This is a genomic window from Pontibacter populi (assembly GCF_040278685.1).
Classification (GTDB): domain Bacteria; phylum Bacteroidota; class Bacteroidia; order Cytophagales; family Hymenobacteraceae; genus Pontibacter; species Pontibacter populi.
Map to the genome: position 1 here is coordinate 276,472 of NZ_JBEOKT010000005.1, position 25,404 is coordinate 301,875.

General features: G+C 45.2%; 23 protein-coding genes. 2 read left to right on the top strand and 21 right to left on the bottom strand.

Features of this window, described 5'->3' with window-relative positions:
* Positions 1 to 317: 317 nt before the first annotated feature.
* The 8 genes from ABS362_RS07805 to ABS362_RS07840 form a co-directional block, all read right to left on the bottom strand.
* The gene (locus ABS362_RS07805) at positions 318 to 686 is read right to left on the bottom strand and encodes a magnesium citrate secondary transporter (RefSeq protein WP_350411840.1); all 369 of its coding nucleotides are present in this window, start codon (positions 684 to 686) and stop codon (positions 318 to 320) included.
* Between the two features lies 1 nt (position 687).
* Positions 688 to 882 (bottom strand): zinc-ribbon domain-containing protein, encoded by a 195-nt coding sequence (locus ABS362_RS07810; RefSeq protein ID WP_350411841.1) that lies wholly within the window; start codon positions 880 to 882, stop codon positions 688 to 690.
* A gap of 13 nt (positions 883 to 895) precedes the next feature.
* Entirely contained in the window at positions 896 to 1,066 is a 171-nt protein-coding gene (locus ABS362_RS07815; RefSeq protein WP_350411842.1) for a hypothetical protein, read from the bottom strand.
* A gap of 15 nt (positions 1,067 to 1,081) precedes the next feature.
* Positions 1,082 to 1,642 carry a hypothetical protein gene (locus tag ABS362_RS07820; protein ID WP_350411843.1) on the bottom strand — a complete coding sequence of 187 codons (561 nt, stop codon included), beginning with the start codon at positions 1,640 to 1,642 and terminating at the stop codon, positions 1,082 to 1,084.
* Entirely contained in the window at positions 1,605 to 1,739 is a 135-nt protein-coding gene (locus ABS362_RS07825) for a hypothetical protein (protein WP_350411844.1), read from the bottom strand. The genes ABS362_RS07820 and ABS362_RS07825 overlap by 38 nt, the downstream gene beginning before the upstream one ends.
* A gap of 565 nt (positions 1,740 to 2,304) precedes the next feature.
* Positions 2,305 to 2,817, bottom strand: coding sequence for a hypothetical protein (locus ABS362_RS07830; protein WP_350411845.1), 513 nt, complete (start codon positions 2,815 to 2,817; stop codon positions 2,305 to 2,307).
* Between the two features lie 19 nt (positions 2,818 to 2,836).
* Entirely contained in the window at positions 2,837 to 3,664 is an 828-nt protein-coding gene (locus tag ABS362_RS07835; protein ID WP_350411846.1) for a TonB family protein, read from the bottom strand.
* Between the two features lie 12 nt (positions 3,665 to 3,676).
* A complete protein-coding gene (locus tag ABS362_RS07840; protein WP_350411847.1) occupies positions 3,677 to 4,258 on the bottom strand; it encodes a TonB family protein in 582 nt (193 codons plus the stop codon).
* A gap of 355 nt (positions 4,259 to 4,613) precedes the next feature.
* Here ABS362_RS07840 and ABS362_RS07845 point away from each other — a divergent pair, with 355 nt between their 5' ends.
* Entirely contained in the window at positions 4,614 to 6,467 is a 1,854-nt protein-coding gene (locus ABS362_RS07845; protein ID WP_350411848.1) for an ABC transporter ATP-binding protein, read from the top strand.
* A gap of 207 nt (positions 6,468 to 6,674) precedes the next feature.
* On the opposite strand, the gene ABS362_RS07850 is transcribed toward ABS362_RS07845, so the two are convergent.
* The 12 genes from ABS362_RS07850 to ABS362_RS07905 all read right to left on the bottom strand — a co-directional run bounded on the left by ABS362_RS07850 (position 6,675) and on the right by ABS362_RS07905 (position 23,492).
* A complete protein-coding gene (locus ABS362_RS07850; protein WP_350411849.1) occupies positions 6,675 to 7,121 on the bottom strand; it encodes a hypothetical protein in 447 nt (148 codons plus the stop codon).
* Between the two features lie 325 nt (positions 7,122 to 7,446).
* Entirely contained in the window at positions 7,447 to 7,917 is a 471-nt protein-coding gene (locus tag ABS362_RS07855; RefSeq protein WP_350411850.1) for a fasciclin domain-containing protein, read from the bottom strand.
* Between the two features lie 86 nt (positions 7,918 to 8,003).
* Positions 8,004 to 8,630, bottom strand: coding sequence for a rhomboid family intramembrane serine protease (locus ABS362_RS07860; protein ID WP_350411851.1), 627 nt, complete (start codon positions 8,628 to 8,630; stop codon positions 8,004 to 8,006).
* Positions 8,631 to 8,847: 217 nt separating this feature from the next.
* Positions 8,848 to 9,822 carry a polyprenyl synthetase family protein gene (locus ABS362_RS07865; RefSeq protein WP_350411852.1) on the bottom strand — a complete coding sequence of 325 codons (975 nt, stop codon included), beginning with the start codon at positions 9,820 to 9,822 and terminating at the stop codon, positions 8,848 to 8,850.
* 7 nt (positions 9,823 to 9,829) lie between these two features.
* A complete protein-coding gene (gene rnr / locus ABS362_RS07870; RefSeq protein WP_350411853.1) occupies positions 9,830 to 12,130 on the bottom strand; it encodes a ribonuclease R in 2,301 nt (766 codons plus the stop codon).
* Positions 12,131 to 12,963: 833 nt separating this feature from the next.
* Positions 12,964 to 14,793: an ABC transporter ATP-binding protein gene (locus ABS362_RS07875; RefSeq protein WP_350411854.1), complete on the bottom strand. Its 1,830-nt coding sequence runs from the start codon at positions 14,791 to 14,793 to the stop codon at positions 12,964 to 12,966.
* Positions 14,794 to 14,844: 51 nt separating this feature from the next.
* On the bottom strand, positions 14,845 to 15,612 hold the full coding sequence (locus ABS362_RS07880; protein WP_350411855.1) for a hypothetical protein: 768 nt from the start codon (positions 15,610 to 15,612) through the stop codon (positions 14,845 to 14,847).
* Positions 15,613 to 15,802: 190 nt separating this feature from the next.
* Entirely contained in the window at positions 15,803 to 16,420 is a 618-nt protein-coding gene (locus ABS362_RS07885) for a lipoprotein signal peptidase (protein ID WP_350411856.1), read from the bottom strand.
* A 108-nt stretch (positions 16,421 to 16,528) separates the two neighbouring features.
* Positions 16,529 to 19,879 (bottom strand): isoleucine--tRNA ligase, encoded by a 3,351-nt coding sequence (gene ileS, locus ABS362_RS07890; protein ID WP_350411857.1) that lies wholly within the window; start codon positions 19,877 to 19,879, stop codon positions 16,529 to 16,531.
* A 239-nt stretch (positions 19,880 to 20,118) separates the two neighbouring features.
* The gene (locus ABS362_RS07895; RefSeq protein WP_350411858.1) at positions 20,119 to 20,271 is read right to left on the bottom strand and encodes a hypothetical protein; all 153 of its coding nucleotides are present in this window, start codon (positions 20,269 to 20,271) and stop codon (positions 20,119 to 20,121) included.
* Between the two features lie 153 nt (positions 20,272 to 20,424).
* Entirely contained in the window at positions 20,425 to 21,531 is a 1,107-nt protein-coding gene (locus ABS362_RS07900) for a PQQ-dependent sugar dehydrogenase (RefSeq protein ID WP_350411859.1), read from the bottom strand.
* 458 nt (positions 21,532 to 21,989) lie between these two features.
* The gene (locus ABS362_RS07905) at positions 21,990 to 23,492 is read right to left on the bottom strand and encodes a glycine--tRNA ligase (RefSeq protein WP_350411860.1); all 1,503 of its coding nucleotides are present in this window, start codon (positions 23,490 to 23,492) and stop codon (positions 21,990 to 21,992) included.
* 215 nt (positions 23,493 to 23,707) lie between these two features.
* Between ABS362_RS07905 and ABS362_RS07910 the strand changes: the two genes are divergently transcribed.
* On the top strand, positions 23,708 to 24,844 hold the full coding sequence (locus tag ABS362_RS07910; protein ID WP_350411861.1) for a hypothetical protein: 1,137 nt from the start codon (positions 23,708 to 23,710) through the stop codon (positions 24,842 to 24,844).
* Positions 24,845 to 24,922: 78 nt separating this feature from the next.
* Here ABS362_RS07910 and ABS362_RS07915 read toward each other — a convergent pair whose 3' ends face one another.
* Positions 24,923 to 25,381: a hypothetical protein gene (locus tag ABS362_RS07915; protein ID WP_350411862.1), complete on the bottom strand. Its 459-nt coding sequence runs from the start codon at positions 25,379 to 25,381 to the stop codon at positions 24,923 to 24,925.
* Positions 25,382 to 25,404: the final 23 nt, after the last annotated feature.

A 25,404-nucleotide genomic window follows, 5' to 3' on the forward strand; every position in this document is an offset into this window, starting at 1 on the left:
TGCTACATCCTAATAGATGCACTCTGTTTTAAAAGGTTGCTTGCGCGCTGAAAAAAAAATTGATCAAACTATAAGGCACCTCTGCAACACTTTTAAGCCGGGTTTTATAGTTGTCAGGGCAGCACTATGTGCCGTTCATCTAATAACTATAGCTGGCCTGTTTTAATACGCGCTGGATGGTTAATTTTGTAGCAAGTGAAGACGATGACAGTGCTTGGCTATAGCTGCCAGCGTGCTGTGCAAGGTTTAGTGAACGAGTGTTGTTTTTGCAGCGGCAGGTGCTTTTATAGTGTCTGCCGTTTTGCATTTGTAGCAGGTTATAGTTCGGGTGCCGGCGCGGGAGCCTTATTGATGGTGCAATGGAACAGCATGGCTCCGCAACTATAGCACAGAACATCCCAGGCATCGGCAGTATAAACCTTGGATAACTGTGGGAGCAGCAACTCGAAAAAGATACTGAACAACAGTATTGCCCACCAACTATAGCGTAGCGGCAACACAAAGCTATAGTTATCAAAATATAAACGCTCTGCTGCGAGGGCTACTGTAAGCACCAGCGGCATGCACAACAGGTCGTCGAGGTATTGATGCAGCGGCGCGATGTAGATGCGTTGCCACTCCAGCAGCTGGTTCAGGCAGAAAAGTGCCAGGCTACATATAAAAACCGGATGGGCAAAGGTTCTCATACTAAACAGCGACCAACCCAATCAGCAACATTAAACTTCCCAGGATCAGCAAGAATATTTCGGCGGCGTTTAACCCTTTCAGGCTATACCATTTCCTTTCGGGTAACGGCTTGCCACAGTTGGTGCAAACGGTGGAGCCGGCCGGTAGTTCAGTGCCACAATGCGGGCAGGTGATGTGTGAGTTAGCTTCTGTCAAATCTATTCTGGTTTTACTTTTTTGTTGTGATCAGCACTACGCCATTGGCTGCATTTCCTCTGTTAAGTGTCTTGGCTTTTTCCCCTTGCAGTACTGATACTTCTTGGATGTCATTTTCTTCAAGATCTGCTGCCTGTGTCGGCATTTCTCCGCCTACAAAACCGGCCTCAACACCATCTACCACTAAAAGTATCTTACCCTATGGCTTATCTGTTCCTGAAATATTTACGGGCACTTCATTTTCTTCCTGCGACAGTTCCGGTTCCTCTCTGAATCTTTTATCTACTACTTCGCTTTCCTTGCCTTCGCGTAGTGCGTTTACGTAGCCATCTATGGCCCACAAAACCTGTTGTTGCTGCGGGTTTAGCAGTTCACGGCCATTCTTCAGATCATCACGCAGCATCTCATAAGACTTTTTACGAAGGCGCACATAATCCAGTAATACTAATACACGGTCTTTTTCTTTTCCATCCACATCTTCTATCTCTTCCAGCATCACTTCGGTTTCTTCCCACAGTTTTATACCAGCTTCTACTTTAGGCACAAATTCGGAGGCGCTGGCGTTTTCCCCAACTTCCGAAATTTGCTGCAGCGGCTGCATGGCTATCGCTTCTTTCTGTACCACCTGGTCCATGGTATACAGGTAGCGCATTTGCCCGTTAAACGGTATAAGGTTGTAAGCAATTATAAGCACCACCAGCCCGGCACCTGCCATTACAGCATTACAGCTTGCGGTTCTCCAGTTCTGTGATAACGGCAAGTGTAATTTCGGGCTCGTACTGTTCGCGTTTGTGCAGCAGATCCAGCAACTGTTCTGTGCCAAGCATAGCTAACTCGGCAGCAAGGGAATTTTCCATTTCGGTTGGTCTTATTTTATAAAGATAGACAAGGCGCAGGCAAGCGCAAAATGTAATGCAGCCGTGTAAGCAGCGACCCCAAAAACCTTACAGGCTATGTTATAGGAGTAAGCAGAAAAAATCTAGCTGTAAAAAGTAAGACGCACAACTATAGTTAGGATGCTGTAGTTCGATATTGTTTAGAAAACAGGATTGGTGCTGCTTGTAATTTGCCGAAAAAATAGGGCTTTAAATGCAGGAAAGGGGCTTTTTAAAAAAAAGCAAAAAAATATTTGCCTGTTCTCTTGCTTTTAGAAAACAGGAATCATAGTTTTGCACCCGAATTGAGAGAGATAGTTTATCGGAAAGCTAATATTCAAATAAAAATTTAGAGTTCCAAATCTCACAATGATTTTTTTTCGTGGGCGTTAGTTTATTTTTTCTGAGCCCGCTAGTATGAAGTAGAAAAATACCCCCTGCGGGATAAAGATAAGGTTAGTTAAAGTTAGATTAGTTTAGTTTGTTTTAAGGTGAGAGAAAGCCCAGTCATTTTGACGGGGCTTTTCTCATTTTAGGGGTTTACAGTTTACTTTAAGTACTTAGCTGGGATCTTCTGTTTCTCCGTTTCGGGCGTGAATAACAGGCTGGCGATCCACCAGCGGCCTTTGTCAAAAACCAGTTGGTACGTGTTTACTCCTCTTGCCTCTACTTTGCCATCTTTGCCATAGCGCGTTTCATAGGTCTGAAAAGCTGTGGCCAGGTTACCGAACCGCTCAATACGTAAGCCTAACACATTCTCATAGAAACCCAACTCTTCGTACGCTGGTCCGTTACGCTCGGCAAATTTCTCTACAGTGGTTATCCGTACAAAGCTGCTATCGCCTTTAAAGAACACGCCTCCCATTTGCGCATCCGGCAAAAACAAGGCCTTAAACTTTTCCATGTCGCGCTTCTGCCCTTTCGGCCCCGATACAATTTGTAAACCGGTTTCTGTTATGTCTTCTATAGTTGCTACCTCTTTCGGCGAAACTATAGTTTGGGCCTGAGCAACTATAGTTACAGCAGCAGCAAGCAGGATAGTGAAAAGGAGGTTTTTCATAGTATTTGTCTTAAGTAGGTTAATCTACAATTGTGAAACGAACGGGTAAATTAAAGCGAACAGCCACAGGTTCACCCTCCAGTAAACCAGGCTCCCATCGGGGCATGGCTTTAACTACTCTGGCAGCCTCCTCATCCAACACCTCGTGCACATTTTTAATTATTTCAAGTGTTTTAATAGCGCCATTCTTTTCAACTATAAAGCTTACTACTACTAAACCACTTAAACCAACTTCTTTTGCTTCATCCGGATAGTTAAGGTTACGTGAGACAAAACCTATCATCGCATTTTCACCGCCAGGGAATTGAGGCATGACAGATGCCGGGAAATAGGGAATCGTTTTACCAACTTTTGAAAGCACTTTGCCCTCTACCATTTCACCATTGTCATATACTTCTACTCTTCTAAGGGCACCATTTTCGTAATATCCCCTGAGCGTATCCTGCAACTCTCCTTCCGCATAATACTTCTCGTAGGATATCTGCCCATTCTCAAACCAAGTAGAGAGTTTGCCCTGGAGTTTGTTGTTCTCGTAGTTACCCTGTTCTGACGGTTTACCATTGTTGTACCACAGATAGTAAGCCCCATTTAAGATTCCGTTGTCATCTTCTCCTCCTTCAAAGCTGCTATAGGTAAACAAAGACACTTTTACGCTGTCTGCTTTCAAGAACCTTGTCCGGGTCCCGCCGCCTGAAGGGTTATTTTCGATATACTCTACATAATATGCTCCTTCAGGAGATAAAAGCTCAATTCCACCTTTGTTAAAGTAACTCACTGTTTGCGTTTGCGCAGAGGCGGAATTAACTATAATGCAAACTATAAAGCTGAGCAGTAGTAGTTTTTTCATAGTGCTGGGTAATTATAGGCTAAATCTGATGGGAACTGTAAAGCGTACTTTAGATGGCTTGCCTTCCAATAAGCCAATTTCCCACAATGGCATGCTATTTATGACTCTGAGCGCCTCTGCATCTGCATCCGGGTGTACTCCTTTAATGGCTTCAGCATCTGTTATCTTACCTGCTTCATTAACTACAAAGCTTACAACCACCAGACCCTGCGCTTTGTCTTTTCGGGTAGTCTTTGGGTAAGTAAGGTTTCGGGCCAACCAAGATTGCATTGCCTGTTCACCTCCCGGAAAAGATGGCATCTTTAACATAGGAAAATATTCAAGTTCTTTGCCCGTCTCGTCATACACATGCCCCAGCACCATCTTACCTGCACTATATACTTCCAACCGGCGTACTGCCCCATTTTTATGATAAGCTTCCAGTGTATCAAGCTCAAATTTTGAATTATATTTTTTGATGTAATCCTTATCCCCGGTTTCGTGCCAGTAGGTATGCACTCCTACAGGGTTTCCGTTTTCGTAAGTAGCTTCTGAGTATAGTTTCCCGTTGCTATGCCATTCGTACTGAGGCCCCTGCAGTATATTATTAGTCATATCCTGCACTTTTTTCTTCTAAATGTCATTTGCCTCACCTTTGTACTGTCTGCAGTTAAGTAACGGACACTTGTTATTAGTTTATCAGACCCCACCTTTTCAACAGTAAAGTAAAAAGCCTCTGCAGCAGGCACTTGCTTTATGCCACCTTTGCTCTGATAAGTGACAGTTTCTGTCTGAGCCGAAGCAAAATGTGCCGCTACAACTATAAGTGCAGTAGTTAAGAAAGTATAGATTGTTTTCATCCTCTAAAAATAGTGAAGCTGACGAAATAAATAGAATACACCCTATACTTTAATGTTTGAAATCTTGCGTTATAGTAAACATATTAGACTATAGTTGGTACTACCTATAGATGAAGATTTTCAGAGACAAACCTGCTGCCGCACCAAAGGCAGCCGACGATAAAAAGAGTTTAAAGGAACAGGTAGGCGCGCTGAAGAACCTGCCCAAGTTTTTCCGGCTGATCTGGGAAACCAGCCCTGCCATGACCATTGGCAACCTGGTGTTGCGCCTTATAAAATCAGCCTTGCCGCTGGCTATGCTGTATGTTGCCAAACTGATCATTGATGAAGTTATCCGGCTGATAGATGTGACCGGCGACCGCGACCTAAGTTATTTATGGATGCTGGTAGCTGCAGAACTGGGTCTGGCTATAGTTTCGGACCTGATAAACCGGGGCATTACCCTGTTGGATAGTTTGCTGGGCGACCTTTTCTCCAACAAAACATCGGTACAACTGATAGAACATGCCGCTACACTGGACCTGACCCAGTTCGAAGATGCTACTTTTTACGATAAACTGGAGCGTGCCCGCCGGCAAACGGTAACGCGTGTGGTGCTCATGTCGCAGGTTTTGTCGCAGATGCAGGATATTGTAACTATAGGTTTCCTGGCGGTTGGTCTGGTAGCTTTTAACCCGTGGCTTATAGTTATATTATTGATAGCGGTAATTCCTTCATTTCTGGGTGAAACTCATTTTAACGAGCGCACCTACTCCCTCTCCCGTTCCTGGACGCCAGAGCGCCGCGAACTGGACTACCTGCGCTACATTGGCGCCTCCGACGAAACCGCCAAAGAGATCAAGACCTTTAACCTTTCCGGTTTCCTGGCAGAGCGCTTTAAGCTATTATCAGATAAATATTACCTGCTCAACAAAAGCCTTATCATAAAACGGGCGGTCTGGGGTATTGCTTTATCGGCCTTGGGTACGCTGGCATACTATGGCGCTTACGTTTTTATACTGGCTCAAACCGTAGCCGGCGCTATTACAGTGGGTAGCTTAACGTTCCTGGCAGGGTCGTTTAATAGTATGCGTGGGCTATTGCAGGGCATCATGACCCGTTTTTCGCAGATAGCCGAGAGTGCCTTGTATTTACAGGACCTGTTCGATTTCCTGGAACTAAGGCCTAATATCACACCTCCTGCAAACCCATTACCTATTCCGAGGCCTATACAACATGGTTTCACGTTCGAGAATGTTGGCTTTAAGTACCAGAACAGCGAACGATGGGCTGTCAGCAATCTGAGTTTCCATTTACGGGCCGGCGAAAAACTGGCATTGGTTGGTGAGAACGGGGCAGGTAAAACGACTTTAGTAAAACTTCTGGCCAGACTTTACGAACCCACAGAAGGCCGCATATTATTGGATGGCATCGACCTGCGCGAATATGACCTGAACGATCTGCGCCACCAGGTAGGTATCATTTTCCAGGATTATGTGCGTTTCCAGATGTCGGCTTCCGATAACATTGCCATTGGCCAGATCAGCAATATAAGAGATATAGACCGCATACAAGGTTCGGCACAAAAAAGCCTGGCTGATCCGGTAATTCAACGTCTGCCTGATAAGTACGACCAGGTGCTCGGTAAGCGCTTTAACAAAGGTGTGGAGCTATCGGGTGGCGAATGGCAGAAAGTGGCGCTGGCGCGTGCTTATATGCGCGATGCGCAGCTGCTAATCCTGGATGAGCCAACCTCTGCCCTGGATGCCCGAGCAGAGCACGAAGTGTTCTTACGTTTCTCGGAGTTGATAGCTGGTAAAACTGCTGTGCTTATCTCCCACCGTTTCTCTACAGTGCGCATGGCCGACCGAATTTTGTTCCTGGAGCAAGGGCAGTTAAAAGAGCTGGGGTCGCATGAAGAGTTGTTGGCACATAATGGTAAATATGCCGAGTTATTTAAGCTACAGGCAAAAGGGTATCTATAGTTTGTTGCTTCTTTTATAGTTTCAAGATACTGTGGGGTCTACTTCCTGCATATCGAATACATCGCGAAAAATGTAGCCCAAACAAAAAGACGCAATATATTGCGTCTACATTATCTTCTTAAACCTGATTTACAGATTCCTAAAATTCATTAAATCATAAAAATCTTAGTTCCTGGTTAAACCTACTCCACGTGGAACATAAGTGCTTTAGTTTAAATACGCTGTAGATGGCTGGTTAAGATACGCTTCAGCTTCTTCGCAGGAGTTAAAGTTTCGGTAAGGTAATGTGGTGTTCGATACTATAGAACTGGCCTGCAGGTTAGCGATCTTATCTGTGGGCAATACATTGGCCACTTGCTTCACGCCAGCTTCTATTACCAGTTTCTGTGCTTCCAGGTGCAGTTCATTCAATTCCTGCGGATGCGTGATCATGGAGCGCATATCTGTCAGCACTGTAAAATTGGCTTGTGTAAGCGATACAGCTTTTTTCCAGTCCTCGATAAATGCAGGCACTACTTCTTTACTTTTCCAGTAACCATGTATCGTAAAATAGATCCGGTTTTTGGCCTTATCTATCTTAAGCTCATAGCTTGAGTTGCTCGCAATTTGCTCGCTGGCATTATCCGGGGTGCTATGAAGGCTGGTAGTGTACATTGGAGTGTTGTACGTGTACGTTGGGGTAAGGCTTTATATTTTATGAAGTTTTAATTGAGATGTGGCGGCATTTTGCTTGTTTCAACAACATTTGCCTAAAATCAGCAGCAGTACAAACGGTAATTATTGCACAGAATTTATAATTCCTATAGTTACAAAGTGCATTATAAGTTCTGCTTCAGAAGGTGAAACGGTGTAATCACCTCTAACCTATAGTTGGGAATCAGAAGCAGATAATAGATTCTCCGGTTCAGCTACTGACAAACAGAACGCGCCATGTGAATGTAGCAGTTTATGTAACTTCTTATTGAGGGGTTATTACAGCTTAATTAGTTAGTTTGCTGCTTACAATATGTAAAACCCCATTCTTTAATTCTGTATCCGGAGTGGTAATGCTTACGCCATTAACCAACGTGCTCTTTTTGCGGCAAACAGTAATAGTTTCGCCATTTAAAGCTTGCAGCTTGGCACCATCTTTCAGGTCTTTTTCGGTATACTTTCCTTTTACAATATGCCCGGCCATTACCATGCGTATCCTATCAGCAGGCTCGTTCTGTAGCGCTTTAAGCTCTGACTCGGGTGGGGCAAACAAAGTGTAAGGCGAATCGCCGGAAAGGGCCGGAACAAGGCCGGCAGTTGTAAGCAAACTTACCAGAACAGGCCTGTCTTTCATGATGTATTCGATCATGGTTGTTCGGGCAGCTTCAGCAGAAGCTACGGTCTGGGCCTGTAAGTTTATGTTCGTAAACAGAAAAGCAAACAGGGTGAAGGCAAGTAAAAAGTTAGAGGGGCGCATAAGTGTAAACGTTTGTTTTCAAACACTTATACGTGCAATCCTAACTAAAGTAAGCTTGTACTATAAACTTCCAGAAAACAGTGCAATTAAAATGGAAGTCTCCAGCCAGCGATCTGGTCTATAAAATATGGACCTGCCTGCGGAACTATAGCTAAGCTGATTACAAAGCCATAAACAGCCCCATAAAAGTGCGCATCGTGGTTAATGTTGTCGCCCATGCGCTTCCCCGAGAAGTAAGAATACATCAGGTACAAAATACCAAGTATGAACCCAGGAATACAAAGCACAGCATATAAGCAGATATCTGCTGTCGGGTAAAACAATATGCTGGAGAAAACTACAGAAGCCACCCCACCCGATGCACCCAATGCACGATAGCCCGGGTCGTTTCGGTGTTTGATGTAAGTAGGGATATCTGAAACGATGATACCACCAATATAGATCAGCAGGTAGATCAGGATACCGGTAACAACGCCAAAATTTCCAATAAATGTGTACTCTACGTTGGTACCGAAGAAATACAGCGTAAACATATTGAAAAACAGGTGCGAGAAATCGGCGTGCAGGAACCCTGAGGTAATAAAGCGGTGCCAGGAATTATCGCGGTTTACCGTGTAAGGGTAAAATATCCATTTCTCCATCAGGCTATGGTTGCTAAATGCATACCACGAGATCCCGACAGTAATGATGATCAATATAAGGGTAACGCTCATTTTTAGAGTTAGAAAATTTGGAAGTTAGAAGGTTAGAAAGTTGAACTAAGACTCTTAAGATTTTACAGATTATCAGATTAGGCTAGAGATCGAGATTATGCTAATTTTTATGATCCCGTATGATAGGTTTAGCAACTATAAAAATCCTGTCAATCTTTTAATCCTGAAAATCCTGATTCAGACAAACTTCAACAATCAACAATATAGCAATTAACAATTAACTATCCCGCTCCATTAGCTGCATAGCCAGACCGCGTATAGTTGCTTTTTGTTCTTCCGGAAGGGCAATGGCATCCAGGTGGCACAAGGCTTCTTTAAAGTAAAGGTCTATCTGCTGCTCGGTCTGCTGGCGGATGTTTAGCTCGTCGTAAACCTGCGTAATGGCCTTTACTTTGGCTTCGGCTATAGTTTCCTGTGTTTTGTCGCGCCAGCTAACTATAGTTTGCAGTTGCTCCGGGTTGGCCTGCTCCAGCGCGGTCAACATCAGGAAAGTCTTTTTATCAGAAAGGATATCTCCACCCACCTGTTTGCCAAACTTTTCTTTATCGCCATACACATCCAACAGGTCGTCACGCAACTGGAAGGCAATGCCAATGTTGTTTCCGAATAGCCTTAGGTGTTCAGCATCGGTATCGGGAGCCCCCTGCAGTATAGCGCCCAGTTCTAAACTAAAGCCTAGCAACACAGCTGTCTTCAAAGTTATCATCTGGATATACTCTGGAATGCTAACCTTGGTGCGCTGCTCAAAATTCATATCCAGTTGTTGGCCTTCACAAACTTCGGCAGCGGTTTTACTGAACAGTTGCAGCACTCTTCCCAACTTGTCCGGTTCTGCTTTTGCCATGAGCTCGTACGCACGTACCAGCATCACATCGCCGCTAAGTATAGCAATGTTGGCATTCCATTTTTCGTGTACGGTTTGCTGACCACGGCGCAGCGGAGCTTTGTCCATTATGTCGTCGTGCATGAGCGTGAAGTTGTGGAAAACCTCTACCCCTGCAGCAGGCAAAAGTGCCTTCTCGATATCATCAGCAAACATTTTAGCCGACAACAGCACCAGCATAGGCCGGATGCGTTTGCCGCCAAGCGCCATTATATAGCGGATGGGTTCGTATAGTTCGGATGGTTGCTCGCCGTAGCGAAGCGTACTTAAGGTATGGTTTATCTTTTCAGACAGGATGTTGATATCCACAGGGTAATTAGTGTGTTTTTAGTGTTTCTACCAGTTCCAGATCGATGGTGCGGTCGTTCAGGTTGGCGCTTGTTACCTCTACCAGCACTTCATCGCCAAACGAAATAATACGCTTGCTCTGGCGACCAATAATGCGATAATTGTTGGCATCAAGTTCATAGTAATCGTCGTTCAGACTCGACAGGCGTACCATGCCTTCGCACTTGTTCTCCTCGATCTCCACAAATATACCCCATTCTGTAACACCAGACACAATTCCTTTGTATTGGTTGCCGATAGTATCCTTCATAAACTCTACCTGCTTATACTTGATAGACGCACGCTCGGCATCGGCAGCACGTTTTTCCATTTCAGAAGAGTGCTGGCATTTTGCTTCGTATTCATCTTTCTCCGTAGATGGGCCACCATCTAAATAATGCTGCAACAGGCGGTGCGCCATCATATCAGGGTATCGACGGATAGGCGATGTAAAGTGCGAATAATGCGCGAATGCCAAGCCAAAGTGGCCTTCCGGCTCGGTGCTATACTTTGCCTTTGCCATCGTACGGATAGCCAGGTTCTGCAGTACGTTCTGCTCTGGTTTGCCTTCAGTTTCTTCGGCCAGGTTGTTCAGTTCTGCTGATATGTTGCCATCCGGGTCTACTTTATAGCCAAACTTGCGGGCAAATATCGAGAAGGTGCTCAGTTTATCCGGGTCTGGAGCGCCGTGCGTACGGTAAACCATAGTCGGGTGCTTTTTGCCTTTGCCCAGGTTATACACAAACTCCGCTACCTTTTTGTTGGCCAGCAGCATGAATTCTTCAATCAGTTTGTGGGCATCCTTGCGCTCTTTTACATAAATGTAAAGTGGCTTGCCGTTATCATCCAGCTTAAATTTAACTTCAGTGGTCTCAAAGCTGATGGCGCCATTCTTAAAGCGTTTATCTTTTAGTTTTTTGGCGATGCCGTTCAGGATGTTGATCTCTTCTGCAAAGTCACCTTCGCCGGTTTCGATACGCTCCTGTGCTTCTTCGTATGCAAATCTGCGGTCAGAGTAAATTACAGTGCGGCCAAACCATTCGCTGTATAGTTTACCATTATCATCGAGCTCAAACACAGCCGAGAAAGTCAGCTTTTCTTCGTTCGGGCGCAACGAGCAAAGGCCGTTTGAGAGTCGCTCAGGCAACATTGGCACTGTTCTATCCACAAGATAAACCGATGTAGCTCTGTGGAAAGCTTCCTTCTCCAGTATCGTTTTTGGGTGCACGTAATGCGTTACATCAGCAATGTGCACACCTATTTCCCAGTTACCATTTTCAAGTTTTTGTATCGACAAGGCATCGTCAAAGTCCTTGGCATCTGCGGGGTCAATGGTAAATGTGGTTACATCTCTGAAGTCGCGGCGCTTGGCAATTTCACTTTGTGTGATCTTATCTGATATGCTTTCAGCTTCTTCTTCTACAGTTTCCGGAAACTCGAATGGCAAACCGAACTCCGCCATTATAGAATGGATCTCAGCTTCGTGCTCGCCCGCAGGTCCGAATACACGCGTTACTTCGCCAGTCGGGTTCTTGCCGGGTTTATCAGGCCATTCGGTAATTTTTACCAGTACCTTGTCGCCGTTCTCAGCCCCATTAAGGCCACGCTCGCCTACAAAAATATCGAAATATAGTTTCTTGAAATCCGGAACTACAAAGCCAAAGTTCTTCGACAACTGCATGATACCTACCAGCTCTTCGCGGCGGCGCTCCAGAATTTCCACAACTATACCTTCGGCACGTCCGCCTTCATAGGTTGGCAATACTTCTACTTTCACGGTGTCGCCATCCATGGCATAGTTCAGGTGTTCCCGGAACACGCGCACGTCGTCTTCAGTCTGTTCCGATACAATGTAAGCGTACTTATTATTGGCCATATCTACCCTGCCGGTGATAATTTCCACCTTCAGGTTTAGCGTATACTTGTCTTCGTCTACCAGAATACGGCCATCGCGCTGCAAGGCGGAAAGCATATCGCTTACCAGTTCACGGCCTTTTTTATCTACCACACCTAAGCGGCGGTATATCTGGCGAAGCGTAAATTCTGTATCGGGATTTTTAGAGAACAGTTCCAGCACCATTCCTTTAGCTGACTTGTCGCGGCCACCTTCTCTGCGCCCAGACGATTCTCTTCTGTCACCTGATCTGCGGCTACCGCCCGATTCTCTTCTTGATGATGATTCACTGCGTGGTGATCCTTCTTTTCTTGCTGATGACTCGCCACGGCGGGAGCCACCTTTGTCGCTGCGGCCTTTTCCTCTGCCGCTAGTGTTATCTCTTTTACTTCTCATGTATCTTATTGGTAGGAATTCAGCCCCATTGGCCGCACTCCAGTGTATTTACAATCTTTACCTTAAATAGTTTTGATACTATACGCCACAAAAAGCGCTTTGGCTAAAGTATAATTGCAATTATAGGGTAATTTATATAGAAACTGCTATATAATGGTTATTGATCGGGAATAATGTGTGTTAAGAAAGGGTTAAGTTTTTAATTCCTTTGTCATTTAGAGCGTTAGTCGAAGGATCTTATGTATCCTATAGTTTCTCTTTTGTCATTTCGACGTTAGGAGAAATCTGGGTTCTATAGTTAGGGTAATCCTTCTTTAACCAAGCTATCCTTTCAAATCACTTTTCATCCTGGGAGCTTTACTCTCCTATCGTTTCAATCCAGCTTTGGTGCCCTCATTAAGGGAGGCCCCGTCTTCGGGCATCGCGCTGCGCGAATCTCTTTTGCTCGTACCTCGCAATGCCTGACGGCACCAGATATTCACAAGGCGCTCAACCCAAAGACTGATAAATTTCTCATAGCAACTGCTTTTCTATAGTTTGAACCGGTAAGCTCCGACATTTATCGTGGTCATAGTTCCGTAGGGACAGGTCGCGACCTGTCCGCTCGACTGGCTGTAACTATAAAACTATAACCTCAACTATAGCAAAGACAGAAAGTCCCCCTTTGAAGGGGGCGAAGGGGGATGTTAACTGTATCAGATCTCTCACGCTGTTCGAGATGACAAAGTAAATAGCATAAAAACTCCCCGCATTAAACTACCGGGAAGAGATTTCGAAGGTAGCGAGCGTAGCTCTGAGGGGTTGGGGGTGGTTGGACAACGGAAACTTTGAAACTATAACCGCCCTGCTTTCATTAACTCGCGTTTCTCCTGCGCCTGCAGGATGTCTTCTACTTCGCCTTTCGGGATGGCGTTAATGAGAGTGCGTGTGTATTCCTGCTGTGGGTTGAGGTATAGTTGCTGCGGTGTGCCACTCTCCACGATCTGCCCTTTGCTCATTACCAGAATGCGGTCCGACATATATTTGGCCACTGACAAGTCGTGGGTAATAAAGATATAGGTCATCTGGAACTCCTGCTTTAGTTTATTAAGCAAATTAAGCACCTGTGCCTGCACCGATACATCCAGCGCTGAAACGGATTCGTCGCAGATAATGCATTTAGGCTGTAAGGCTAATGCCCGGGCAATACTGATACGCTGCCGCTGGCCACCCGAGAACTCATGTGGATAACGCTGGAAGTGTTCTGCCGTAAGCCCTACCTTTTCAAGCAGTTCCATGGTTTTAGCTTTGCGTTCTTTGTCGTTAGCGTATAGTTTATGCACACGCATAGGCTCCATAATAGCATCACCTACTGTGTGCATTGGGTTCAGCGATGCGTAGGGATCCTGGAAGATCATCTGGAAATCGCGTCGGCTTTTGCGGAGCTCTTCTGAGCTAAGCTGGGCTATATCACGGCCATTGAAGATAATACTACCCTCTGTGGGTTCTACTAACCGTAGTAAGGCACGGCCTAAGGTAGTTTTCCCACAACCCGACTCTCCTACCAGGCCAATCGTTTCACCGGGGTTAACAGTAAAGCTCACGCCATCCACAGCTTTTACATAATCGGTAGTACGACCAAAAAAGCCTTTCTTTATCGGAAAGTATACTTTCAGGTTATCCACTTTAAGTAAGGGTGGCTTTTGCTTGTTGTCCTGCTGGTGTTTTATATCAGTAACGGTGCCTACATAGCTATTCACCACATCTACCAGCGATGGCTCAACAACTTCTTTCTTTCGCTCTATAATGTTCCCATTTTCATCTTCCAGCATAAAATCAGAAACCGTCGGAAGTATAGATTGTGGCTTGGCAGATAGTTTAGGACGGCAGGCTAGCAAACCTTTGGTATAAGGGTGCTGTGGATTTGTAAAGATATCCAGTACCTTCCCCTGCTCTACCAGTTTGCCTTTATACATTACCAGGATACGGTCGGCAATTTCGGCCACTACTCCCAGATCGTGCGTGATGAACAGAACAGCTGTATTTTCTTTTACACGAAGCTCATCGATCAGTTGCAACATGCGTGCCTGCACGGTTACGTCCAGGGCCGTAGTTGGCTCATCAGCAATTAGTATACTTGGCTCACAGGCCATGGCCATGGCGATCATTACGCGCTGCTTCTGTCCGCCAGAAATCTCATGTGGATAAGCATCGAAAATCTTCTCCGGTCGTGGTAGTTTGGCTTTCTCAAAAAGGGCTACAGTTCGCTCCCTGGCCTCTTTTTCTGAAATTTCCCTGTGCAGCAGCAATACCTCCGCCACTTGTTTTCCACAGGTATAAACCGGGTTCAGCGATGACATCGGCTCCTGGAATATCATCGAAATGTCATTGCCACGTATCTGCTGCATCTGGTTTTCAGGCAACGAGAACAGGTCTACTTCGCCAAACTTCTCTGACTGGAAAATGGCTGTACCACCTGCTATGCGGCCCGGTGGTGTGTTGATTAGCCGCATCACTGAAAGCGATGTAACCGACTTACCTGAACCTGACTCTCCAACTATAGCTACCGTTTCGCCCGGGTATATTTCAAACGATACCTTGTCCACAGCCTTGGTAGTGCCGCGGTGTGTCGAGAAAACGGTTTCCAGGTTGGTGACTTTAAGAATGGGTTTCGGGGTAGTCAAGGTAATTCAGGTTTAAGCTTCAGGTAAAAATAAGAGTTTTTGCCGTATTCGCTACTCTACTGTTATATCTATCTGCTTACCATCGGCGGTATAGGCCTGAACTATACCAATTCCTTCCTTCACATAAATGCCCTGCGGATAGTCCAGCGGGTAATACTGGTTAAAGAATTTTTCGTCTTCGGTGTACTGCGGGCTGTTCAGGTACAGGTGGTAAACGTTCTGGTGCTGCACGCCATTCAGGGTTATAGTTGGTAAAAACTCCTGTGTCATGTCACTTCGCTTAAACAGTAACGCTTCCGGATCTTTAGCTAACGTAAAGCTTCGGTATGGCATAAAACTATCGTAGCTACCCATGCCGCGGGTTATAGTAGTCGGAAATTTATTGTTAAAGCCAACTATAAATTCAATTACATCTACTACCTGGTCTTTGTCTTTAATGCTGTTGAAAGCAAACTGATTAACATCCTTCGTATACTTCTGATTTAAATAGAATGGGTTTTTCCCCTCTATATAACCTGGATACTCTTTCTCTTCGGCAGTATAGTATTCGATGCAATCATAGGTACCACCTTTGCCGACCATTGCTTTGCTACCTGTTTCTCTTACTGGTACTCTTAGCGGAGAAGAGTCATCTGGTGTATAGTAAGAAAGTGGCAGTTTAGTATTGTTATATGTAGCAAAATAGCTTCTTCCCTGTGCCGGCAGAAAAGAAGTCAGTTCACCAGTTTGCTCCAACTTACCCAGATTCACGTCTTCGCAGCTACAGGAGTATAAGCTAAACGATAAAAAAACGGCGGCTAAAAGTTTTGGTAGTTTCATTGATCAAAAGAATGAAAATGTCATTACAGGCAATAAAGTATTAAATATAAGTGAGATTTTTCTGACTATAAACAGATGATTTTGCCAGAACTATAAACGGCTTATCAATTCTGAAATTGCATTTCCGGCAAAAACAAAAAGGCGGCTGCTCCACATGGAACAGCCGCCTTTTTATAGTTTATAGTTCAGCTTAGAAGCCTTGCTGTTGTACAGTTTTGTGTTCCTGCTCGTGGTGCTCGCCAAAAAAGCGTTTTTGATTGAACAGGATAGTTAATACACCAATAAAAATAGCAGCATCGGCTACGTTAAAGATCGGCCACAACGACATCGGTTTTCCACCCATTAAAGGTACCCAATGCGGTATAATGCCTTCCCAGATATCCAGGTAAAACATATCAATTACCTGCCCATGGAACCATGGCGTAGACGATCCATAAGGAGCGTTATCAAATAAAACACCATAGAATGTACTGTCGATCAGGTTACCAACTGCTCCACCCAATATAAGTGCAATACACCAGATCAAGCCTTTCGGAGCTCTATGCTCTACCAGGTAGTACAAGTAATAACCGATACCAAACATAGCCACTAAACGAAACAACGTTAGCATTAGCTTGCCATACTCAGAGCCCAACTCCACGCCAAATGCCATACCCGGGTTCAGGGTATAGTGCAGCTTAAAAAAATCGCCGATAACATGTATCTCGCCCGGAAGGCCCATTTCCATGTTGTAATGCACGATCAGCTTTACGACCTGGTCAATCAGGATCACAACAAGGCTGAGCAGGTAAAATTTCCAGTATTTCATGTGTGTCAGGTAAGCAGCGCTGCCGGGTTATTTTTATCAGCAACTGCAAGTATACTTAATAAAAAGAAACGCACCCGTCAGTATTAGACAAACGGGTGCGTTTATAGTTTAAACTGTAACAGCTTCAGTACGGATCTGCATGTAGATCTGGTACTCGTCCATTTCCAACAGTGTACCATCCGGCAATCCGTCAACTATAGCCAGGCTCAATGCCTGGGTTTCGGTACAGATATAGTCTCTGAAATTATCGACGGCAGCATTTACTTCCGGAGCAGATGGCTGCATCAGGATATGGATCTTGTCTTGTACTTCCAAGTTGCTGTCTTTGCGCAGGTTCTGGATACGGTTTACCAGGTCGCGGGCGATGCCCTCCTGCTTCAGCTCTTCGGTTATAGTTACATCCAGGGCCACTGTCAGTTTGCCTTCGCTGGCTACCAACCAACCTGGTATATCTTCTGAAGAGATCTCCACATCATCCGGTGTCAGCACGGCAGTTTCATCATCCGCGATCAGTACTTCAAAGCCACCTTCACGTTCCAGCTTTGCGATGTCATCCTGGTTCATTTGCTGCACAGCGGCGGCAACCAGTTTCATTTTCGGTCCGAATACCTGGCCCAGCTTTTTAAAGTTAGGCTTGATCTTCTTTACCAAAATGCCGGAAGTATCATCAATATACTCGATGTGCTTCACGTTCACTTCGCTCATGATCAGGTCTTCTACGGCCTGTATCTGGTGCTTGGTGTGCTCGCTTAGTATCGGTATAAGCACACGCTGCAACGGCTGACGCACCTTGATCATGTGCTTTTTGCGCAGCGAGTGTACCAATGATGATACCGACTGTGCCAGCGCCATGCGCTCTTCCAGGTCTTCGTTTATAGCAGCAAGTGATACTTCAGGGTAATAAGCAAGATGCACTGACTCAACTTTGTTTTTACCGCTTACGCTGTTCAGGTCACGGAACAATTGCTCGGTATAGAACGGCGCGATAGGCGAAGCAAGTTTGGCTATCGTTTCCAGGCAAGTATAAAGTGTCTGGTAAGCAGCGATCTTATCTTCGTTGTACTCACCTTTCCAGAAACGTTTGCGGTTAAGGCGCACGTACCAGTTACTCAAATCATCGGTCACGAAATCCTGGATAGCGCGGGCGGCTTTGGTTGGATCGTAGTCTGCAAAATAAGCGTCTACATCCTGCACCAGCGTATTCAGTTTCGAGATGATCCAACGGTCACTTTCAGTTCTGCGCTCCAGCGACACATCGGCTTCGGCATACATGAAGTTATCCAGGTTAGCGTACAGCGCGAAGAAAGAGTACGTATTCTGCAGCGTTCCGAAGAAACGGCGCTGTGTTTCCACTACACCATCTGCATTAAATTTCAGGTTATCCCATGGCGGCGCATTCGCGATCATGTACCAACGCACAGCATCCGGACCATACTGGCCTATCATTTCAAACGGGTCGATGGCGTTGCCTAAGCGCTTGCTCATCTTGTTTCCGTTCTTATCCAGCACCAAGCCGTTTGCGATCACGTTTTTGTACGCTACGCTGTCTTCCAGCATCACAGCCAGGGCGTGCAGCGTAAAGAACCAGCCACGGGTCTGGTCAACACCTTCGGCAATATAGTCTGCCGGGAAGTTCTGCTCAAAAATGTCTTTGTTCTCCAGCGGGTAATGCCACTGTGCATAAGGCATCGCACCAGAATCGAACCAAACGTCGATAAGGTCTGGCTCTCTGTACATTGGCTTGCCTGATGGGCTTACCAATACGATGTTATCCACGTATGGGCGGTGCAGGTCGTTTATCTCAACAGCCGCATCCATGAAACCTTTATCCACAGCATGATCGATCTGCTCACTCAGCTCTGCAATAGAACCAATGCAGATTTCTTCTTCCCCATCCTCAGTTCTCCAGATTGGCAGCGGCGTACCCCAGTAGCGCGAGCGCGACAGGTTCCAGTCAACCAGGTTCTCGAGCCAGTTACCAAAACGGCCAGAGCCCGTAGATTCCGGTTTCCAGTTGATCGTCTTGTTCAGCTCGATCATTCTTTCCTTCACCGCAGTAGTTTTGATGAACCAGCTATCCAGTGGGTAGTAAAGTACCGGCTTGTCGGTTCTCCAGCAATGCGGGTAAGTGTGCTCGTATTTCTCTACTTTAAAGGCTTTGTTTTCTTCTTTCAGTTTGATGGCGATCAATACGTCGGTTGACCTATAATTCGGATCAGACTCATCCTGCCCATCGTAGTTCTTCACGTACATGCCGGCAAAGTCCGTGATTTCTTTCACAAACTTACCTTGCTTGTCTACGATAGGTACTTGCTTGCCATTCTCGTCAGTTACCAGCAGCGCCGGTATGTCGTTCTGAGCGGCTACTCTAAAGTCGTCGGCACCGAATGTTGGTGAGATATGCACGATACCTGTACCATCTTCGGTTGTCACGAAATCTCCAACTATAACTCTGAAGGCTGGCTTGTCCGGCTGCACGTATGGCATCAACTGGTGGTACTCTACTCCTGCCAGGTCAGCACCCACAAACTCTTCTACCACTTTAAACGGCACCAGTTTATCACCCGGTTTATAGTCTTCCAGGGCAAGGTCTTTGGCTTTATCGTTGAAGTAGCGGCTTACCAGGTCTTTGGCAAGTATAACCGAGATCGGCGCGTAAGTATACGGGTTATAGGTTTTCACCTTCACATACTTTATACCTTTCCCAACTGCCAGTGCGGTGTTAGCCGGAAGCGTCCATGGGGTCGTCGTCCAGGCAAGGAAGTAAACTTTCTCCTCTTCGTTCTCGAACAGGAACATGTTACGGGTGATCTTCTTGAGCTCGAACTGCGCGACGATAGTGGTATCTTTTACCATCTGGTAGCAGCCCGGCTGGTTCAGCTCGTGCGAGCTCAGACCTGTACCTGCACCCGGCGAGTATGGCTGTATCGTATATCCTTTATACAAATAACCTTTATCGTACAGGCGCTTCAGCAGTGCCCAGCAAGATTCGATGTATTCGTTTTCAAAGGTGATGTACGGATTGTCCAGGTCTACCCAGTAACCCATCTTCTCGGTCAGGTCGTCCCACTGGTCCTTAAAACGCATTACTGTTTCGCGGCAGCGCTGGTTATATTCCTCTACCGTTATCTTCTTACCGATATCTTCTTTGGTAATGCCCAGTTCTTTCTCAACCTGCAGCTCTACCGGAAGGCCGTGTGTGTCCCAGCCGCCTTTGCGGTTTACCTGGTAGCCCTTCAGGGTTTTGTAGCGACAGAAAATATCTTTAACCGCACGCGCCATTACGTGGTGAATACCTGGCGTTCCGTTTGCAGATGGCGGCCCTTCGTAAAACACGAAGTTATCGTTGCCTTCACGCGTCGCCACTGATTTCTGGAAGATGTTGTGCTCTTTCCAGAAAGCCAGTACGTCTTCGCCAAGCTTGGCGTAATTCAGATTTTTATACTCGTTATACTTCACCGTTTTCAGGTTTATCTTTATCTCACGAATGCACTGATATCTAAACTATAAACTATAGGTTTAGCAGCTATAGTTAGCAGTTTGACTATAAGCCGGTAAAGTTAGGCAATTTTGCTCATTCTTATAAACTCAAAATGCTTACCGGCATCTCTTAAAGCTAACAACAACCATTGCATATAAGTGCGGCAACAAAAAAGCCCCGTTTCGAGCGGAGCTTTTCTTTTACTTATCTGCCTTAATTAACTTTTCTTTTTAGATGATGATTTGCTTTCCGGAACACAATTCGGCACTTTATTACCGTCTTTGGTTTTCATGCCTACTTGTTCGTACCCTTTCCAGCACGGGTCTTTTTCAGATGACTTGCTGCTGTTTGTTTTAGATGTGTTTGCCATAGCTTTATAGATTTGGTCTGTCTATAGATAACATTCTAGCCTGAACTATAGTTTTGTTCCCTGTGGAACGAAGCAGAAACTATAGTTGAAAACTAAACTATAAAATCGCTGAAAGGGAGCTTTAGCGCGCTATTCCTTTCGGTTTTTCAACAATCAGTTTCCACGGCTGATCTCTATGATCTTATCGTCGGAGCCATTGCTGGTAGCTATATATACTTTACCGTTTGGAGCAACTAACACATCGCGCAGCCTACCATACTCGCCGCGGTAAAATTCGTTGGTTTCTATAATTTCGGTACCGGCTTCATTTAGCTTAAACTGGTAGAGAGTCCGATCTTTCAGGGTAGCTACCAGCAACGAGTTTTTCCATTGTGGTATCTGGGCGTTGTCATAGTAATCCATTCCGCTTACAGCTATAGTTGGCGTATAGCTTACCAACGGTTCTACCACGTTCTTTTCATTACAGAAACTTTGCTCACCAGCTTCGTCGCAAAAGCCATTTACATCCGGCCAGCCATAGTTACCACCTTTCTGAATGATATTTATCTCGTCATCTTTTTCCGGCCCATGCTCGGAACTGTATAGTTTACCTTTCGCAAAAACAAGCCCCTGCGCATTACGGTGACCTAAACTCCAGACTGCATTTCCACTTACCGGGTTATCAGCAGGAATAGAGCCATCCAGGTTTATGCGCAGCACTTTGCCGTTCGGCGAACTCATATCCTGCGCCCACTGCACGGTACCAGCATCACCAGTAGTTATGTATAATTTCAGATCATCAGAAATAACCAGTCGACTACCATTGTGATAATTAAGCGCACCAATACCATCAAAAATGACCTGCGGATTAATAAGTGCAGAACCGTTATAGCTGTACTTTACTACTTTCTCAGAGTATTCGCCGCCAACAGTTACATAGTTGTAAACCAGGAAAACTTCCGGGGTAGAACTAAAATTTGGGTGCAGGGCCATGCCTAACAAGCCACCTTCTCCCCTCGATTCAACTTCATTTATAGTAGCAACTATAGTTATGGTGCCTGTTTCAGGATTTACGCGGCTTACTTTTCCACCACGCTCCGTCATCCAGATAGCATTATCAGAGCCCCAGACCAATTCCCAGGGATAACTTAAACCACTTGTAACTACTCTATCGGTAAATTCGGCATCCGGTAGAACAGGATCTGGTTGGTCGTCATTGTCGTTGCAGCTGAACTGGAAAAATAAGCTGAGAAATAAGAGTGATTTCAGACATTTAAGCATAATCGTGTTGTATTAAGATCTAACAAGCCTTCTAACTTCAGTCAGATTTAAAAGGTTAGGTCCTAAGTGCTCTTTTTACCTGATTTTGCTGATTACTCTAACTATAGTTTTTGCTCCTGCCTATAGTATAAACTATAGTTAAAATGCGGTTACAGTATAAAATGGGCTGATTTCATAAGATTTTTCCACAGGGAACACCAAAGAAAAAGGCAGCCTGGTTTCCCAGGCTGCCTTTCAAATAATACTATAGTTTATAGTTATGCTCTTTAGGACATAGATGTCTGAAAAAAGACTGTTGGGGACATCCTTGTCCCCGTGTTACTGTTTACGCGGACGTGGACGTCCTAAGCAGTAAAGTTTCGGACAGGGATGTCCAAAACAGCAAGCCCGATATCTTTATAAATAAAAAAGCCGAAGGCTGCATAACCTTCGGCTTTCGTTTAAACTATAGTTTATAGTTATGCTAATTTCTCCAGTATGCTTCTGAAGCTAACGGCATTGTCAATGTAAGTTCTTAGCTCTGAGATCGGCATACGCACCTGCTCGCGACTGTCGCGGTCACGAACGGTAACGGTGTTGTCTTCCAGTGTCTGGTGATCCACGGCGACACAGAATGGTGTTCCTATTAAATCCTGACGGGTGTAACGCTTACCGATACTGTCGCGCTCTTCGTAGATCATGTTGAAATCGTACTTCAGCGAATTGAAGATCTCAGTTGCTTTTTCCGGCAGGCCGTCTTTTTTAGTTAACGGAAGAATAGCAGCCTTAACCGGAGATAAAGCCGGGTGCAACTTTAGGAACGTACGCGTTTTGGTCGCGTCGCCTTCAGTAATTTCTTCTTCCTGGTAGGCATTGCAAAGCGTCATCAGGAACAGGCGGTCAGCACCGGCCGATGTTTCGATCACGTAAGGAATGTAGTTACCATATGGCTTGCCATCTGCGTTCAGGTCGTTATCGAAGTACTGCATTTTCTTGCGGCTCAGCTCCTGATGTTGGGTCAGGTCGAAATCAGTACGCGAGTGGATACCTTCTACTTCTTTAAAACCGAACGGGAATTTATACTCGATATCAACAGCAGCGTTTGCGTAGTGGGCCAGCTTTTCGTGGTCGTGGTAGCGCAGGCTCTCAGCCGGAATACCAATTGCTTCGTGCCAGGTCTTGCGGGCTGCTTTCCATTTCTCGTACCATTCCATCTCGGTGCCAGGGCGTACAAAGAACTGCAATTCCATCTGTTCAAACTCACGCATACGGAAAATGAACTGACGCGCCACAATCTCGTTACGGAAGGCTTTACCAATCTGAGCGATACCAAAAGGTACTTTCATACGGCCGGTCTTCTGCACATTCAGGAAATTAACGAATATACCCTGAGCCGTTTCCGGTCTTAAATAGATAGTGCTCGAATCTTCAGCTACAGAACCAACCTGCGTTGAGAACATTAAATTAAACTGCCGAACTTCGGTCCAGTTAGTTGTTCCGGAAATAGGGCATTTTATATTTTCACGAACTATAAGCTCACGTACACCGTCAAGGTCTTCTGCTTCCAACAGCTTACCCATCTCAGCCAGCAGTGCTCCCGATTCTTCTACTTTGCCTTCATTCTCTAAAGCAGCAGCTTTTTCTTCGATCAGCACATCGGCACGGTAACGCTTCTTCGAGTCTTTGTTATCGATCATCGGGTCGTTAAAGCTATCGATGTGGCCGGAAGCCTTCCAGGTAAGCGGGTGCATAAAGATGGCTGCATCCAGGCCAACCACGTTCTCGTTCAGTTGAGTCATGCATTTCCACCAGAGCTGCTTTATGTTGTTCTTCAGCTCCACACCCATCTGGCCGTAATCATAAACAGCCTGCAAACCATCGTAGATCTCACTGCTCGGGAATACGAAACCGTACTCTTTTGCATGCGAAATAATGTCTTTTAACTGGGTATTTTCTTCAGTAGTTTTCTCTTTTGTTGCCATAGGTGCAAAGATAGCTTTTTTAGCATTGCGTATGCCAAACGTATTTTCTGTTTTAGAGGTGCTTTTTATAGTTAGCTAACTATAGTTTGTAGGCTTATAAGAGCTTGATGGCAGTTTCGGGTGTGTTAACAATTTGATAACATTAGCCTTTAATTCATAACAATAAATTAAACTAACTTGCGCCGTTTTTTAATTTACCATCTTTAGACACCAAAATGCCTAAAACTAAAAAAAGCCCGAAGCACGTTTTAGATGCTCACCCTCACAAGTTTACCAAAAGATATAGCCTTGTTGATGTAGTTCTGCAGAAAGAAAAGAAGTTCTTATACTTCATAGCTTTCTCTCTGATACTCGCAGGTGCAGTTTATCCTTACCCGAGTATAGCCATGTGGGTTGGTTTTGCTTTTGCCGGTTACTCTGCTATCGCCAACGACAGTATACAAACGCTTGGTACTTTTATAGGCTCTAACGAAGACAAAAAATGGTACTGGCAATGGCTGTTTATGGGCCTTATTTTTGTTGCTACTGTTTCTTACAGCTGGTATGTTTTTGATGGCGACGTTACGTATCAGCGTTTAGCTACGAAAGGCCTTGATAAAACACCAACCAGCTTTGTATACCTGCAGCTGGCTTCTCCTATTATACTTCTGCTTTTAACCCGTTTCCGTATCCCGGTTTCTACAACGTTTATGTTGCTGAGCGTTTTCACGGCTTCATCGGGTACTATTGTAAGCATGGTTAATAAAAGCTTGTTAGGTTACTTTGGGGCCTTCTTTGCGGCACTTATTATTTACCTGGCACTATCTAAGGTTATAAAACGCTTTATCAAAGGTGAAGCACATTTCTTCTGGACAGTAGCGCAGTGGGTAATCAGTGGATTTCTGTGGTACATATGGTTGGCGCAGGACTTGGCTAACATTGCAGTTTACCTGCCACGCCAAATGAACATTTATGAGTTCCTGGCCTTTACAGGCTTTATCTTCCTGGGTCTGGGCTTCCTGTTCTACATGAAAGGCGACAAGATACAGAACGTAATCAATGAGAAATCGGAAGTACGTGATGTTAGAAGCGCAACTATAATTGACCTGGTATACGCCCTTATACTTTACTACTTTAAAGAAGTGAATAACATACCGATGAGTACTACCTGGGTGTTTGTTGGTTTGCTGGCCGGCCGTGAGCTGGGTATGCGCCTGCGTGCACACGATAAAGGTGAGAAATTCGCGAAAACCTTTAACCTGATTTTTAAAGATATCATTTCGGTAACTATAGGTCTGATCATATCGCTGATACTTGCTATTGCAATTAACCCTGTAATGCAGGAAGAACTGAAAAGCTTCTTCTTTAAGTAAGAACTATAGTTTATGAAAACAGAAAAGGCGCTGCAGATTTTGCAGCGCCTTTTTTATGGTTTATAGTTTAGCTTGAGCTTATTTCTCAGGCCACTTTACTTCCAGGTTGTCGTCAATATAAACGCCGAAGTTTACGGCTATCAGCTGGTCTTCGTCGAAGTACAGGTCTATCATGTGGCGCTCGTAAGAGATACGGGTTTCGCCGCCTTCCATTTCCTCTTCCTCCGGATCAACTATATCATGATCTGCAAAAAGTTGTTTTACCTGTTCCTGGCTCATTTCAAAAATGCGCTCATCCCAAAGCTGAACTTCGCGGTTTGCCGTTTCTATACAGCTTAGGCGGTAGTCATCTTCTTTGTCGAAGTATAGCGAGTAGCCCTCTTCCCAGTAATTCCAGGCCTGGTGCTCGAACTCATCGTCTTCATCCGATTCTTCCACCTCTTCCGGCTCGCCAATTAACTCTTCTACTTCGTCCTGTGTCAGGCCGAACTTGATCTTACCAAGTCCCTTGCCTAACCTGATGTCTTTATTGATCATTTTTTTATAGTGTGTTTTTCTTT

Bases quoted from the DNA above. Each gene is read 5' to 3' on its own strand.
- ABS362_RS07825 (WP_350411844.1), bottom strand. From the start codon at position 1,739: ATGGAAAATTCCCTTGCTGCCGAGTTAGCTATGCTTGGCACAGAACAG.
- ABS362_RS07830 (WP_350411845.1), bottom strand. From the start codon at position 2,817: ATGAAAAACCTCCTTTTCACTATCCTGCTTGCTGCTGCTGTAACTATA.
- rnr (WP_350411853.1), bottom strand. From the start codon at position 12,130: ATGAGAAGTAAAAGAGATAACACTAGCGGCAGAGGAAAAGGCCGCAGC.
- ABS362_RS07805 (WP_350411840.1), bottom strand. From the start codon at position 686: ATGAGAACCTTTGCCCATCCGGTTTTTATATGTAGCCTGGCACTTTTC.
- ABS362_RS07855 (WP_350411850.1), bottom strand. From the start codon at position 7,917: ATGCGCCCCTCTAACTTTTTACTTGCCTTCACCCTGTTTGCTTTTCTG.
- ABS362_RS07840 (WP_350411847.1), bottom strand. From the start codon at position 4,258: ATGACTAATAATATACTGCAGGGGCCTCAGTACGAATGGCATAGCAAC.
- ABS362_RS07910 (WP_350411861.1), top strand. From the start codon at position 23,708: ATGCCTAAAACTAAAAAAAGCCCGAAGCACGTTTTAGATGCTCACCCT.
- ABS362_RS07850 (WP_350411849.1), bottom strand. From the start codon at position 7,121: ATGTACACTACCAGCCTTCATAGCACCCCGGATAATGCCAGCGAGCAA.
- ABS362_RS07885 (WP_350411856.1), bottom strand. From the start codon at position 16,420: ATGAAATACTGGAAATTTTACCTGCTCAGCCTTGTTGTGATCCTGATT.
- ABS362_RS07845 (WP_350411848.1), top strand. From the start codon at position 4,614: ATGAAGATTTTCAGAGACAAACCTGCTGCCGCACCAAAGGCAGCCGAC.
- ABS362_RS07860 (WP_350411851.1), bottom strand. From the start codon at position 8,630: ATGAGCGTTACCCTTATATTGATCATCATTACTGTCGGGATCTCGTGG.
- ABS362_RS07905 (WP_350411860.1), bottom strand. From the start codon at position 23,492: ATGGCAACAAAAGAGAAAACTACTGAAGAAAATACCCAGTTAAAAGAC.
- ABS362_RS07915 (WP_350411862.1), bottom strand. From the start codon at position 25,381: ATGATCAATAAAGACATCAGGTTAGGCAAGGGACTTGGTAAGATCAAG.
- ABS362_RS07900 (WP_350411859.1), bottom strand. From the start codon at position 21,531: ATGCTTAAATGTCTGAAATCACTCTTATTTCTCAGCTTATTTTTCCAG.
- ABS362_RS07880 (WP_350411855.1), bottom strand. From the start codon at position 15,612: ATGAAACTACCAAAACTTTTAGCCGCCGTTTTTTTATCGTTTAGCTTA.
- ABS362_RS07835 (WP_350411846.1), bottom strand. From the start codon at position 3,664: ATGAAAAAACTACTACTGCTCAGCTTTATAGTTTGCATTATAGTTAAT.
- ABS362_RS07895 (WP_350411858.1), bottom strand. From the start codon at position 20,271: ATGGCAAACACATCTAAAACAAACAGCAGCAAGTCATCTGAAAAAGAC.